Below are 12,913 nucleotides of genomic sequence, written 5' to 3' on the forward strand. Positions count from 1 at the left end.
TGTTTTTCGCGGCCGAAATGACTAACAAACTCGAAGACCGTTCTTTGAGGGGAATCCCGCATGCGTGCCAATTACCTGTTCACCAGCGAGTCCGTGGCCGAAGGTCATCCGGACAAGGTTTGTGACCGTATTTCCGATGAAATCGTCGATCTCATTTATCGTGAAGCGTCCAAGACGGGTGTTGACCCCTGGACCGTGCGCATCGCATGCGAGACGCTTGCGACGACCAACCGCGTCGTCATCGCCGGTGAGGTTCGGGTTCCCGATACCCTGCTGAAGAAGGACAAGGACGGCAAGGTCGTCAAGGACGCCTCCGGCCACCCGGTCATCAATCCTTCCAAGTTCAAGTCCGCGGCCCGCAAGGCAATCCGCGACATCGGCTACGAGCAGGATGGTTTCCACTGGAAGACCGCCAAGATCGATGTTCTCCTGCATCCGCAGTCGGCAGACATCGCGCAGGGCGTCGACAATGCTTCCGACAAGCAGGGTGACGAAGGTGCTGGCGACCAGGGCATCATGTTCGGTTACGCCTGCAAGGAAACGCCGGACCTGATGCCGGCCCCGATCTATTATTCGCACCGTATCCTGCAGCTGCTCGCCACCGCCCGCAAGAGCGGCGAAGGCGAAGCGGCAAAGCTCGGCCCTGATGCCAAGAGCCAGGTGACGGTTCGTTACGTCGATGGCAAGGCTTCGGAAGCCGTATCCATCGTTCTGTCCACGCAGCATCTCGATGCAAGCTGGGATTCGAAGAAGGTTCGCGCCGTTGTCGAACCCTATATCCGCGAAGCTCTGGGCGACCTGAAGATCGCTGACGATTGCCAGTGGTACATCAACCCGACGGGCAAGTTCGTCATCGGCGGTCCTGATGGCGATGCCGGCCTGACCGGCCGCAAGATCATCGTCGACACCTATGGCGGTGCTGCCCCCCATGGTGGCGGTGCATTCTCCGGCAAGGACACGACCAAGGTCGACCGTTCCGCCGCCTATGCCGCCCGCTACCTTGCCAAGAACGTTGTGGCTGCCGGTTTGGCCGAGCGCTGCACAATCCAGATCTCCTACGCTATCGGCATCGCCCAGCCGCTGTCGATCTATGTCGATCTGCACGGCACGGGCAAGGTCAGCGAAGATCAGGTTGAAGGTGCGATCCGCAAGGTCATGGACCTCTCGCCTTCGGGCATCCGCCGTCATCTCGATCTTAACAAGCCGATCTACGCCAAGACGTCCTCCTACGGCCATTTTGGTCGCAAGGCCGGCCGTGACGGCTCCTTCTCCTGGGAGAAGCTTGATCTGGTGAAGCCGCTCAAGGAAGCGTTGAGCGCCTAACACTTGTTATTTGGCGGCGATTGAGAGATACCGTCACCAACTTTTGTAACCCGCATAGTGCCATTCATCTGGCGCTGTGCGGGTTAAATCTATTTGTTCTTGAGAGTATGACATGACGGAAGAACGGCGTTCGCGCGCAACGGAAGCGTTTTTTGGCAGACGCAAGGGCAAGCCTTTGCGCAATCAGCAGGTCGACACGATCGAAAACCTGCTGCCTTTGCTGAAAATCGATCTGGAGAGCACACCGCCACAAAATCTGGCGGCTCTCTTTCCTGCGGATGTGAGATCGGTTCGTCTGGAGATCGGTTTCGGCGGCGGCGAGCATCTTGCCCATCGCGCGGTTGAAAACCCCGAGACAGGCTTTATCGGCGTCGAGCCCTTCGTCAATTCCATGGCCAAGCTGCTCGCAACCGTGCGCGAACGCGAGTTGATGAATATCCGCCTTTACGATGATGACGCGACGCAATTGCTGGACTGGCTGCCGGAAGGGTCGATCGATCACATTGATCTTCTCTACCCCGATCCGTGGCCGAAGAAAAAGCACTGGAAGCGCCGTTTCGTCTCCGACGTCAATCTTGCCCGCTTCCACAGGGTGCTGAAACCCGGCGGCAAGTTCTGCTTCGCTTCGGATATCGACACCTACGTCAACTGGACGCTGCAGCATTGCGCCCGCCATGGCGGTTTCGAATGGACGGCGACGAGCGCTGACGATTGGCGCACGCCCTATGCCAACTGGCCGGGCACGCGTTATGAGAACAAGGCGAAAAGAGAAGGCCGCAGTTCGGCCTATCTCACCTTTATTCGTCGCTGAGCGGCTGAAGTCTCAGATATTCGCATCCACTTCCGCCGCAAGCGGAATGGAAGGCTGGGCGCCGGCGCGGGTGCAGGCGAGCGAACCTGCGACGGCGGCACGCTTCAGCGCCTTTTCGAAATCCATCCCCTGATCGAGGCTGGCGGCGAGATAACCGCAAAAAGTATCGCCTGCGCCAACCGTATCGACGGGTACGATCTTCAGACCGGCGGCCCGGTAAAGCTTGCTGTTGCGAATGGCGATCACGCCGTCCGCTCCAAGCGTGACGATCAATGTCTGGCCGGTTTTTTCATGTAAGGCCTTGAGTTCGTTTTCCCGTTCCGAACCGGAAAGCCCGTTCTTGCCGATCAGCAACTCGAACTCTGTTTCGTTGGCGATGACGATATCGGCAAGGCCGGCAAGGCGAGGTCCGTCTGCGGTCAGCGGCGCAGTATTGATGACGGTGGTGACGCGCTTCGCCTTCGCGGCCGTCAGCGCCGCTTCGATGGCGGATGCGGGTATTTCGAACTGCAGCATCAGAATATCGCCCGCCGACATCTCCGACACGACCTTGGCGGCGTCGGATGCCGACACTTCGCCATTGGCGGCAGGAATGACCGAGATCATGTTCTCTCCGCCTTCACCGATGAGGATCATCGCCGTGCCGGTCGGGCCCGGCGCGGTCTTGACGAGCGAGAGGTCGGTGCCGGCATCACGCAACAATGTCAGCGCCGGTGCGGCAAACGTATCGTCACCCGCTGCACCCGCCATTTTGACCGTGGCGCCCGCCCGCTTTGCGGCAAGCGCCTGATTGGCTCCCTTTCCGCCCGCCGCGGTGGAGAAGCTTTCTCCCGTCACGGTTTCACCGGGTTTTGGAAGACGTTTGGCGGTGGCGATGAGATCCATGTTGATGGAGCCGAAAATAGTAATCATGGGCGGCATGTCCGTATGAAATTCAAGCGAGACGGCGACTTTGCCCGAGACGATCACTCGTCGTCAACTACCCGTAATTTGGCCGCACCGGCTCTGTTATCCGCAAAGCGGCGAGCCTGCTCGATTTCCCCATGCGCAGCTTCTTTTTCCGTCGGCGAAAAATCGAGGCCCTCAATTTTTTGGCCGCGCGCCAAGACCTTGTCGGAGGAAATCAGCATCATGTCGACGTCCTTCTGCGCCAGCCCGAAATGAGCCTGCAGCTTGCGCGTCCGGTCGTCCAGCCGCCGCACATCGTCCATCAGCAACGCCACTTCGCCTTGAATGAGATGCGCCTGCTCGCGCATGCGCTGATCTTTCAGCACCGACTGGATGACCTGCACCGACAGCATCAGAAGGGACGGCGATACGATGACGACGCGAGCCCGATGGGCGCGCTGCACCAGATATTCGAAATGCTGGTGAATATCGGCGAAGATCGATTCGGACGGCACGAAGATGAAGGCCGTATCCTGTGTCTCGCCGCGAATGAGGTATTTCTCGGCCACGTCGCGAATGTGCACTTCCATATCGCGCCGGAACTGCTGAATGGCGGCGCGCTTCGCTTCCGGCGACTCATCTGCTTTCAGTGCGTTCCAGGCTTCCAGCGGAAACTTGGCGTCGATGACAAGCGGCGGCGCGTTATTCGGCATCTTGATGGTGCAGTCCGGCCGGTAACCGTTCGAAAGTGTGGGCTGAAGCTGGAACGCACCTGCGGGAAGTGCATCGGCGATCAGCGCCTCCATGCGCGCCTGTCCGAAGGCGCCTCGCGTCTGCTTGTTGGAAAGGATCGCCTGCAGCCCGACCACATCCTTGGCCAGATCCTGAATATTGCCCTGTGCGGCATCGATGACAGCCAAGCGCTCCTGAAGACGGCTCAGATTTTCATGCGTTGATCGGGTCTGCTCCGTCAGCGTTTCGCCCAGCCGCTGCGACATGCCGTCGAGACGCTGGTTGAGCGTCTGGCTCATCTCGGTCTGGCGTGTGCCAAGCGTCTCCGCCATGGCGGCAATTCGGCCGTGCAGTTCGGACTGGGTTTTCAGAAGGTCGGAGATTTCTCCATCCGCTCCCGCTTTTTTCACGCGGTTCGTTGTGACTAGCCATGTGATCGCCAGACCGAAAAGCAGAGCCGCGAGCAGCGCGCCGAAGCTGATATCGACGGAACCGGCCCGCAATGCTGGATCGAGGAGAACGGATAAATCTATGCTCATGATTAAATCTAGCAGATTTCTTGTGATTCGTAAGATCAAAACAAGAACATTCCTGCGGCGGAAATGAGTCCGGCAGAGCGGAAGCCCGGCGCGGTTTGACCGCTCGTGTTTTTTATTTCCTCCGCGCAAGAGATACGTTATGGGAAGCTATGACTATCAAACCGCTTATCATTTTGCCCGATCCCGTGCTGCGCCAGCAATCGAAACCCATCGAACAGGTGGATGCCGAGGTGCTGCGCCTTGCCGACGACATGCTGGAAACCATGTATGATGCGCCGGGCATTGGCCTTGCCGCCATCCAGGTCGGCGTGGCGCGCCGTATGCTGGTGATTGACGTTGCGCGTGAAGGCGAGGAAAAGACCCCCGTCGTCTTCATCAACCCGGAAATCCTCAAGGTGTCGGACGATATTTCGACCTATGAGGAAGGCTGCCTCTCCATTCCCGATTATTACGCCGAAGTCGAGCGCCCAGCGGCGCTGACGGTGCGCTATGTCGGTCGTGACGGCAAGCAGCAGACCGTTGAGGCGGACGGGCTTCTCGCCACGTGCCTGCAGCATGAGATCGATCACCTGAACGGTGTTCTGTTCATCGACCATATCTCGCGGCTGAAACGCGACATGGTCATCAAGAAATTCACCAAAGCGGCCCGCGCAAAGGTCTGATCCGTCCTCCTTGTCTGGAGACGGAAGGGCACAAAGGGCAGGGGGCGACGATGTCTCTTCGCATCATCTTCATGGGTACGCCGGATTTTTCCGTTCCCACCTTGCGTGCATTGGTGGAAGCGGGCCACGAGGTTGTTGCCGTTTATACGCAGCCGCCGCGTCCCGGCGGTCGTCGTGGCCTCGATCTGCAGAAGTCTCCCGTGCATCAGGCGGCCGAACTTCTGGGCCTGCCCGTGCTGACGCCCGTGAACTTCAAGGCCGAGGAAGATCGCCAGCAGTTCCGGGACTTCAACGCAGATGTGGCGGTTGTCGTGGCTTACGGGTTGCTGTTGCCTGAAGCGATCCTCACCGGCACGCGCCTTGGCTGTTATAATGGTCACGCCTCCCTGCTGCCGCGCTGGCGGGGTGCGGCTCCCATCCAGCGGGCGATCATGGCCGGCGATGCCGAGACCGGCATGATGGTCATGAAAATGGAAAAGGGGCTCGATACCGGCCCCGTCGCGCTGACCGCAAAGGTCGCGATCGGCGAGAATATGACAGCCGGCGAGCTGCACGACAGTCTCATGCTCGCAGGCGCGCGGCTGATGCGGCAGGCGATGGACAGGCTGGAAGCAGACGACCTGCCCCTCATCACACAGGCCGAAGAGGGTGTTGTTTACGCTTCGAAGATCGACAAGGGTGAGACCCGCATCGATTTCTCCCGCCCTGCACAGGATGTCCATAACCATATTCGGGGCCTTTCGCCGTTTCCCGGCGCATGGCTGGAAATGGATATTGGCGGCAAGGCCGAGCGCGTGAAGGTTCTGGCCTCTGAGCTGGCAAGTGGCATGGGAGAAGCGGGCACCGTGCTGGACGACGCCCTCACCATTGCCTGCGGCAGCGATGCCGTTCGGCTCACTCGCCTGCAAAAGGCGGGCGGCAAGCCGATGTCGGCCGCCGATTTCGTTCGTGGCACGCCGGTTCCCGTCAAAACGAGGCTCGGCTGATGCCACGCTTCCGCATGACCGTCGAATATGACGGTTCACCCTATTTCGGCTGGCAGAGACAGGATAACGGCCCCTCGGTTCAAGGCGCGCTGGAGGCTGCCGTCCGGTCGCTGACAGGGGAAACCGTTTCCATTCGCGGTGCGGGCCGTACCGATTCCGGCGTACATGCCGTCGGGCAGGTGGCCCATGCCGATCTTTCTCGCGACTGGGAGCCTTACAAGCTTCGCAATGCGTTGAACGCCCATCTGGCGATGGCGAAGGAGGCCGTCTCGGTTCTGGACGTCGCAGCCGTAACGGAAGATTTCGACGCCCGTTTTTCCGCCACCCGCCGCCATTACCTCTATCGCATCATTTGCCGGAAGGCTCGGCTGGCGCTGGAACACAAACGTGCATGGTGGGTCTCGAAAGACATGGACCATGAGCGCATGCACGCGGCTGCGCAGATGCTTGTCGGCCGGCATGATTTCACCACCTTTCGCTCGGTTCATTGCCAGGCGAACAGCCCGATCCGGACCCTCGACCGGCTGGATGTGACACGCAATGGCGACCTCATCGAAATCCGCGCGACGGCGCAGAGTTTCCTGCATAACCAGATCCGCTCTTTCGCCGGTACGCTGAAAATGGCCGGTGAAGGCGCCATGACACCGGAGGATGTGCGCGTGGCACTGGAAGCCCGGGATCGCAAGGCCTGCGGCCCGGTTGCGCCGCCGGACGGTCTTTATTTCATGCAGGTCGATTATCCTGATGTCATTCCGCCGCGTGTGCATTCAAAAGTCGAGACCGTGGAAGACGCGGACTGACCCAGAAGTGAGTGTCGGCTATCAAGCCGGGTAGACGCCAAGAAAACGCTGCAGCGCCTCCGACAGAAGCATGCCCGGCACCAGCAGCGTCATGACGATGGCGGAGACGAGTAGCGACTGGTCACGGATGAAGAACCGCACGATCCGCGAAAAGGCGAAGACCAGCGACAGAAGCAGCGCCAGCCACAGAATGGCGATCAGCCCTTGCAAGGGCGGCAGGAAGAAAGCGATCAGGATCAGAATGGCATAGGCGTAGGAAAACGGCAGCGACAGCCAGTTCATGGTGGTGACCAGCGGGGCGAATTTTTCCCGTGCGCCGAAGGCGAACAGCAGCATGCCGATCAGCAGTAGCGGCACGATCCAGCAGATGGCCTCGACCATCGCCAGACGGAAAAAGAAGATCAGCCCGGTTCCGGTGCCCGGTGGACATCCGGCGAGGAAGGCCGCGCGCAGCCACAGCCAGGAAACCAGCATGGCGGGCAGGCACCACAGGGCGGAATAGAAGGATCGTGCCATGCCACGCTCGGTCAGATCGAGATAGCGCGCGCCGGTATGGTCGCCGAGCAGCAGAAGCCACAGACCTTTCAGATAAAGCCTTATTTCACTTGCCGTCGGCATGGGCGAACCATCGTTCGATAAAGGTTTCGTAGATGCGCGTCAGTGTCTCGAGATCGGCAACCGCCACACGCTCATCGACCATATGCATCGTTTGTCCGACGAGGCCGAATTCCACCACCGGGCAATAATCCTTGATGAAGCGGGCATCCGAGGTGCCGCCGGTGGTCGACAGTTTCGGCTCCTTGCCGGTAACGGCCTCGACAGCACCTGACAGCGAGGAGATGAGCGCATTGTTGCGCGTCAGGAAAACGTGGGCCGGTCGGTCCGCCCAGACGATCTCGTATTTGACCGGGCTGCGGTCAGGGCGAAGCTCACCTTCGGTGGCAGCCGCATCCAGACGGCGGATGATTTCCGCCCGCAGGCTTTCGGCTGTCCAGGTATCGTTGAAACGAATGTTGAAGGCCGCCGTCGCCCGTGAGGGGATGACATTGGTGGCGGCATTGCCGGTATCGACGGTCGTGACTTCCAGATTGGAGGGCTGGAAATTATCCGTGCCGTGATCGAAGGGCGGATGCATCAACGCATGGGTCAGCTGCAACAGCCCGCGAATGGGGTTGTCCGCGAGATGCGGGTAGGCGGCATGACCCTGAACGCCATGGACCGTTATCCGGCCGGAAAGCGACCCTCGGCGACCGATCTTGATCATGTCGCCCAGCTGGTCGGGATTGGTCGGCTCCCCCACCACGCAGGCATCCCATGTCTCGCCTTTGGCAGCGGCCCATTCCAGCAGCTTGGAGGTGCCGTTGATTGACGGGCCTTCCTCGTCGCCGGTAATCAGGAAAGAAACGGAGCCCTGTGGTTTGCCGTGTTTTTCGATATGGCGGGCAATGGCCGCGACGAAACAGGCAATGCCGCCCTTCATATCCACCGCACCGCGGCCGTACATTTCCCCGCCGGCAATCTCTGCCGAGAAGGGGGGATGGCTCCATGCGGCCTCGTCACCCACGGGAACGACATCCGTATGGCCCGCAAACATCAGATGCGGACCTTCGGTGCCGAGCCGGGCATAGAGGTTTTCCACGTCAGGCGTTCCCGCCTCGCTTGCAATCATCCTTTCAACCGCAAAGCCAAGCGGCGAAAGCAGGCTGTCGAGCAGGGAAAGCGCGCCGCCTTCCGCAGGCGTCACCGACGGGCAACGGATGAGGGCGGCGAGATTGGCAACGGGATCGGTCGTGGTCATGGTATCAGCTTTTATCAGTCGCGCAGAAGCTCGTTGATGCCGGTCTTGGAGCGGGTCTTTTCATCGACGCGCTTGACGATCACGGCGCAATAGAGGCTTGGGCCCGGCTCGCCGTTCGGGAAAGGCTTGCCCGGCATGGTGCCGGCAACGACGACGGAATAGGGCGGAACTTCGCCATAGGTGATTTCGCCGGTGGCGCGATCGACGATCTTGGTCGACTTGCCGATGAAGACGCCCATGCCGAGAACGGCGCCTTCGCGCACGATGCAGCCTTCAACGACTTCCGAGCGGGCGCCGATGAAGCAGTTATCCTCGATGATGGTCGGGCCGGCCTGCAGCGGCTCCAGAACGCCGCCAATGCCAACGCCGCCGGAGAGGTGCACATTCTTGCCGATCTGCGCGCAGGAACCGACGGTTGCCCAGGTGTCGACCATCGTGCCTTCATCAACATAGGCACCGAGATTGACGAAAGACGGCATCAGCACGACGTTCTTGGCCACGTAAGCCGAACGGCGCACGACAGCGTTCGGCACGGCGCGGAAACCGGCGGCACGGAACTGGTTTTCACCCCAGTTTTCGAACTTCGACGGCACCTTGTCCCACCAGGTGGATTCACCCGGTCCGCCGGTGACGATTTCCATGTCGTTGAGGCGGAAGGAAAGAAGCACGGCCTTTTTCAGCCACTGGTTCACCTTCCAGTTGCCATCCGCCTGCTTTTCAGCCACGCGCGCCTTGCCGCTATCGAGAAGTTGAAGAGATGTGTTCACCGCACCGCGAACCTCGCCCTTCGTCGATACGTTCACGCCATCGCGGTTGTCAAAGGCGGTTTCGATGATGGTTTCGAGGGAGGTGAGATCCGTAAGGCTCATGGAAAATTCCTTAAAGTCGCGTGTGGTCGTGGTCACGGCAGGTCCCGCGCCGCTGGAAGGCTTTGGCCATTTGATCTAAGGGAGTGTTGGAAAGGCGTCAATGTGATTTGGGTGATTTGGCGCGTCAGACGAAAGGCATGGAAATGACACGACTGAAAAATGGCAAATTGCGGCGTAAGGATGGGGTATGGGACCCCTTGAAGCGCAGCTCTGCGGACAAGCAGCAGGCCGAGGTCGTTCCGAAAACACCGCAGTCGGATTCCCCGTCTTACCGGCTTGCCTATGTGGACATGGATTTCCTCTGCCGTGAGGAATTGCGTCCCGTCAGGCTGCAGCTGGAACTTCTGAAGACGGAAATGGCGCTCACCGAACGCGGCATCAAATCCACCGTCGTCATGTTCGGCGGCGCCCGCATTCCCGAACCCGGTGGCGAGGCCTGGGCGGCGCGCAACGAAACGCAGAAGCGTAATCTGGAGCAATCCTCCGTCTATTACGACGAGGCGCGCAAATTTGCCCGGCTGTGCACCGACTATGCCGCGAAATCCGATCATCTCGAATATGTCGTGGTCACCGGCGGCGGCCCCGGTGTCATGGAAGCGGGCAATCGTGGTGCGGCCGATGTGGGCGGCCCGTCGATCGGTCTCAACATCGTTCTGCCGCATGAGCAGGCGCCGAACCCCTATGTCACGCCGGAGCTGAGCTTCAATTTCCACTATTTCGCCATCCGCAAGATGCATTTCCTGATGCGGGCGAAGGCGGTGGTGATCTTCCCCGGCGGTTTCGGTACGCTCGATGAACTGTTCGAGACGCTGACGCTTATCCAGACCAAGCGCATGGCGCCCATTCCGCTCATCCTGTTCGGCGAGAAGTTCTGGCGCTCGGTGGTCAATTTCGAATTCCTGGCGGATTTCGGCACCATCGCCCCGGAAGATATGGAATTGCTGCATTTCGCCGAAACGGCTGACGATGCATGGGAAATCATCTCAGCCTATTACGAACACTGATTTTTGCTTGGCGCGACGAAGTAAATTTTAGGGCTTAATTAGCAAAGATACTCTAATTTTGCCTCGTCGCGCTGCAGCGCACTGTCCATGCGGACGGGCCTCCATGACGGAGATTTATCATCCGTTGACGTCAGCCTCCCGGCAGACGATTTGATCGAGGCCAAAATGTTCAATTTCAAAGTGAAGTCGCTTGCGACCAAGCTTATCCTCGTTACCGGCTGTGCCATCACCACGGTCCTTGTCGCATCGAATTCCTTCCTCATTTCCCAGACCAGCGAGCGCGTCCATGCTTTGACCATGGATCAGGCCAATACCGAGGCGCGCGCCATCGCCAACGTCATCGCCGCCGATGTGGGTGAGCTTGGCAGCGCCGCGCGTTCCATGGCCGGTGTCATCGGCCGCGCGCATCAGGCGAAATCGATGGATCGCCCCGGCATCATCAATATTCTCAAGGCCAATGTCGAGCAGAATACTTTCGCTTTCGGAAGCTGGTTCTGCGAGCAGCTCGGCCTTTTCGACGGCCAGAGCACCGAGATTGCCAACAGGCTCGATCTCGGCACCAATAAAAATGGCGTCTTCGCCCCCTATTGGTCGAAGACCCAGAAGGGTGACATCCAGTTCTCGACTTTCGATAATGACTACGCCGCCGAATGGTGGGCGCTTGCCGCCAAGACGGGCAAGGGCGCCATCACCCAGCCATATCTGGCGCAGGGCACGGAAGTTCCCACCACCATGACCTCGCTTGCCTATCCCGTCATGTCCGACGGCAAGATGATTGGCGTTGCCGGCGTCGATATTTCGCTGGCCTCGCTGTCGCAGAAGCTGCAGGCGCTGCGTCCTTTCGAAACCGGCCGCGTGACGCTCGTGTCGCAGGGCGGCCAGTGGCTGGTGCCGCCGACGCCCGAGCAGAACATGAAGGCCTATGACGGAGACGGCGCCAGCGCCATTCAGGCGGCACTCGCTTCCGGCAAGCACGGTCTCATCGAAAATCTCGGCCTCGATACCGATGCGCCCTATAACCGCCTCGTCTATCCCTTTGCGGTTCCGGGCCTCAACGCCACCTGGGTCGTACTGGTGGATATTCCGCATCAGGCACTGAACGCGCCGGTGGAAGAGCAGACCTACATGATGATCATCGGTGCGCTCGTCATTCTCGCCGCCGTCATCACCGCACTTTACTTCGCCGTGCGTCACTTCGTCGGCAACCCGCTCGCCTCGCTGGTTTCGGATGTGCGGACGCTGAGCGAAGGCCGTTACGATGAACCGGTGTCCGGGCAGGACCGCCGGGATGAAACGGGGGCTGTTGCCACCGCGCTGGAAGGCTTCCGCGCAAAACTCGCCGGCATTCGTGAAATGGAAGCGGACGCCGCTGTCCAGCGTGGCAATGCGGAAACGGCACGCCAACGGTCGGAATCCGAGCGCACGGAAAACAGCCGCATGCAGCAACACATCGTCAGCGTGCTCGGCTCGGGTCTCAACGCGCTTTCGCAGGGCAACCTCACCTACCGGATCGAGGACGAATTCCCTGGCGACTATGCGAAGCTGCGCAGTGATTTCAACTTGGCGCTAGCAAGCCTCGAGGAAACCGTCTCCACGGTCAATGCGACGGTTGTCACCATCGGCAATGGCACCGGTGAGATCACCCGCGCTGCCAGCGATCTTTCCCACCGCACGGAACAGCAGGCCGCAAGCCTGGAAGAAACCGCCGCAGCCCTCAACCAACTGACCGCACAGGTCAATTCCAGCGCGGAAAATGCCGCGCAGGCGGCCGGTGCCGTCAGTCATGCCTGCGATGACGCCGGCAAGTCGGGTGAGGTGGTGCAGCAGGCCGTCAACTCCATGCAGGGCATCGCGCAATCCTCGGCGGAAATTTCCCGCATCATCGGTGTGATTGATGAGATCGCCTTCCAGACCAATCTTCTGGCGCTGAATGCCGGTGTGGAAGCGGCCCGCGCAGGGGATGCCGGCAAGGGCTTTGCGGTTGTCGCGCAGGAAGTGCGCGAACTGGCGCAACGGTCTGCAACCGCTGCCAAGGAGATCAAGGGACTGATCAACACCTCGGCCACCCAGGTGGGCGAGGGCGTCCAGCTGGTCGGCAAGGCCGGCGAGACGATGAAGAACATCGCTGATCAGGTTTTGCAGATCAACCAGCTGATACGGCAGATTTCCGCTTCCGCCAGCGAACAGGCGGTAGGTCTTAAGGAAATCAATTCTGCCGTTACCCAGATGGATCAGGTCACCCAGCAGAATGCGGCGATGGTGGAAGAAACCACGGCGGCCAGCGTGACGCTGAACGGCGAGGCCGAGACGCTGAAATCGCTCGTCGCCGGTTTTGCCGTGTCCGGTAGTCAACCCAGCCAGCAATTGCGCTCCGCGGCAGCTGCCATGCGTGCACCTTCGGCTCCTGCCGCAGCACCGGCCCGCTCTACGGCATCGCGTCCCCGTCCAAGGACCAGCGGTGCAAACGCACTGGCGCAGGATGACTGGACGGAATTCTGACG

General features: G+C 60.1%; 12 protein-coding genes. 7 read left to right on the top strand and 5 right to left on the bottom strand.

Translation table 11 applies throughout. The features are described 5' to 3' along the window. The first annotated feature begins 60 nt into the window (after nt 1-60). Nucleotides 61-1,323 carry a methionine adenosyltransferase gene (metK, locus tag EXN68_RS11565; protein WP_142840930.1) on the top strand — a complete coding sequence of 421 codons (1,263 nt, stop codon included), beginning with the start codon at nt 61-63 and terminating at the stop codon, nt 1,321-1,323. A gap of 112 nt (nt 1,324-1,435) precedes the next feature. Next, on the top strand, nt 1,436-2,134 hold the full coding sequence (gene trmB / locus EXN68_RS11570; RefSeq protein WP_142840931.1) for a tRNA (guanosine(46)-N7)-methyltransferase TrmB: 699 nt from the start codon (nt 1,436-1,438) through the stop codon (nt 2,132-2,134). A gap of 12 nt (nt 2,135-2,146) precedes the next feature. Here trmB and EXN68_RS11575 read toward each other — a convergent pair whose 3' ends face one another. Beyond that, nucleotides 2,147-3,046: a ribokinase gene (locus EXN68_RS11575; RefSeq protein ID WP_142840932.1), complete on the bottom strand. Its 900-nt coding sequence runs from the start codon at nt 3,044-3,046 to the stop codon at nt 2,147-2,149. Nucleotides 3,047-3,099: 53 nt separating this feature from the next. Continuing rightward, nucleotides 3,100-4,293, bottom strand: a complete 1,194-nt coding sequence (locus EXN68_RS11580) for a DNA recombination protein RmuC (RefSeq protein ID WP_161991304.1) — start codon at nt 4,291-4,293, stop codon at nt 3,100-3,102. A gap of 149 nt (nt 4,294-4,442) precedes the next feature. On the opposite strand from EXN68_RS11580, the gene def reads away from it, so the two are divergent. From def to truA, 3 genes are read left to right on the top strand one after another with little or no spacing between them, the layout of a single operon-like run. Further along, entirely contained in the window at nt 4,443-4,955 is a 513-nt protein-coding gene (gene def, locus EXN68_RS11585) for a peptide deformylase (protein ID WP_142840934.1), read from the top strand. A gap of 50 nt (nt 4,956-5,005) precedes the next feature. Next, nucleotides 5,006-5,941 carry a methionyl-tRNA formyltransferase gene (gene fmt / locus EXN68_RS11590; protein WP_142840935.1) on the top strand — a complete coding sequence of 312 codons (936 nt, stop codon included), beginning with the start codon at nt 5,006-5,008 and terminating at the stop codon, nt 5,939-5,941. Then, complete coding sequence (gene truA / locus EXN68_RS11595) at nt 5,941-6,741, top strand: tRNA pseudouridine(38-40) synthase TruA (protein WP_142840936.1); 801 nt, start codon at nt 5,941-5,943, stop codon at nt 6,739-6,741. Before fmt ends, truA begins: the two co-directional genes overlap by 1 nt. 21 nt (nt 6,742-6,762) lie before the next feature. Here truA and EXN68_RS11600 read toward each other — a convergent pair whose 3' ends face one another. Genes EXN68_RS11600 through dapD form a run of 3 tightly spaced genes read right to left on the bottom strand, consistent with a single transcriptional unit; the run spans nt 6,763 to nt 9,408 of the window. Next, the gene (locus EXN68_RS11600) at nt 6,763-7,359 is read right to left on the bottom strand and encodes a hypothetical protein (RefSeq protein WP_142840937.1); all 597 of its coding nucleotides are present in this window, start codon (nt 7,357-7,359) and stop codon (nt 6,763-6,765) included. Beyond that, nucleotides 7,343-8,539 (bottom strand): succinyl-diaminopimelate desuccinylase, encoded by a 1,197-nt coding sequence (gene dapE / locus EXN68_RS11605; protein WP_142840938.1) that lies wholly within the window; start codon nt 8,537-8,539, stop codon nt 7,343-7,345. Before dapE ends, EXN68_RS11600 begins: the two co-directional genes overlap by 17 nt. 14 nt (nt 8,540-8,553) lie before the next feature. Beyond that, nucleotides 8,554-9,408 (bottom strand): 2,3,4,5-tetrahydropyridine-2,6-dicarboxylate N-succinyltransferase, encoded by an 855-nt coding sequence (dapD, locus tag EXN68_RS11610; RefSeq protein WP_142840939.1) that lies wholly within the window; start codon nt 9,406-9,408, stop codon nt 8,554-8,556. 137 nt (nt 9,409-9,545) lie between these two features. Between dapD and EXN68_RS11615 the strand changes: the two genes are divergently transcribed. Next, on the top strand, nt 9,546-10,412 hold the full coding sequence (locus EXN68_RS11615) for an LOG family protein (protein ID WP_371338184.1): 867 nt from the start codon (nt 9,546-9,548) through the stop codon (nt 10,410-10,412). A 165-nt stretch (nt 10,413-10,577) separates the two neighbouring features. After that, nucleotides 10,578-12,911, top strand: a complete 2,334-nt coding sequence (locus EXN68_RS11620) for a methyl-accepting chemotaxis protein (RefSeq protein WP_142840941.1) — start codon at nt 10,578-10,580, stop codon at nt 12,909-12,911. The last annotated feature ends 2 nt before the right edge of the window (nt 12,912-12,913 follow it).

The sequence above is a fragment of the Martinezella rhizogenes genome (genome assembly GCF_007002745.1).
GTDB classification, from domain to species: Bacteria; Pseudomonadota; Alphaproteobacteria; order Rhizobiales; family Rhizobiaceae; genus Agrobacterium; species Agrobacterium cucumeris.

Excerpts from the sequence above, each read along its gene's own strand:
- metK (WP_142840930.1), top strand. The coding sequence starts at position 61 with ATGCGTGCCAATTACCTGTTCACCAGCGAGTCCGTGGCCGAAGGTCAT.
- trmB (WP_142840931.1), top strand. The coding sequence starts at position 1,436 with ATGACGGAAGAACGGCGTTCGCGCGCAACGGAAGCGTTTTTTGGCAGA.
- EXN68_RS11575 (WP_142840932.1), bottom strand. The coding sequence starts at position 3,046 with ATGATTACTATTTTCGGCTCCATCAACATGGATCTCATCGCCACCGCC.
- EXN68_RS11580 (WP_161991304.1), bottom strand. The coding sequence starts at position 4,293 with ATGAGCATAGATTTATCCGTTCTCCTCGATCCAGCATTGCGGGCCGGT.
- def (WP_142840934.1), top strand. The coding sequence starts at position 4,443 with ATGACTATCAAACCGCTTATCATTTTGCCCGATCCCGTGCTGCGCCAG.
- fmt (WP_142840935.1), top strand. The coding sequence starts at position 5,006 with ATGTCTCTTCGCATCATCTTCATGGGTACGCCGGATTTTTCCGTTCCC.
- truA (WP_142840936.1), top strand. The coding sequence starts at position 5,941 with ATGCCACGCTTCCGCATGACCGTCGAATATGACGGTTCACCCTATTTC.
- EXN68_RS11600 (WP_142840937.1), bottom strand. The coding sequence starts at position 7,359 with ATGCCGACGGCAAGTGAAATAAGGCTTTATCTGAAAGGTCTGTGGCTT.
- dapE (WP_142840938.1), bottom strand. The coding sequence starts at position 8,539 with ATGACCACGACCGATCCCGTTGCCAATCTCGCCGCCCTCATCCGTTGC.
- dapD (WP_142840939.1), bottom strand. The coding sequence starts at position 9,408 with ATGAGCCTTACGGATCTCACCTCCCTCGAAACCATCATCGAAACCGCC.
- EXN68_RS11615 (WP_371338184.1), top strand. The coding sequence starts at position 9,546 with ATGGAAATGACACGACTGAAAAATGGCAAATTGCGGCGTAAGGATGGG.
- EXN68_RS11620 (WP_142840941.1), top strand. The coding sequence starts at position 10,578 with ATGTTCAATTTCAAAGTGAAGTCGCTTGCGACCAAGCTTATCCTCGTT.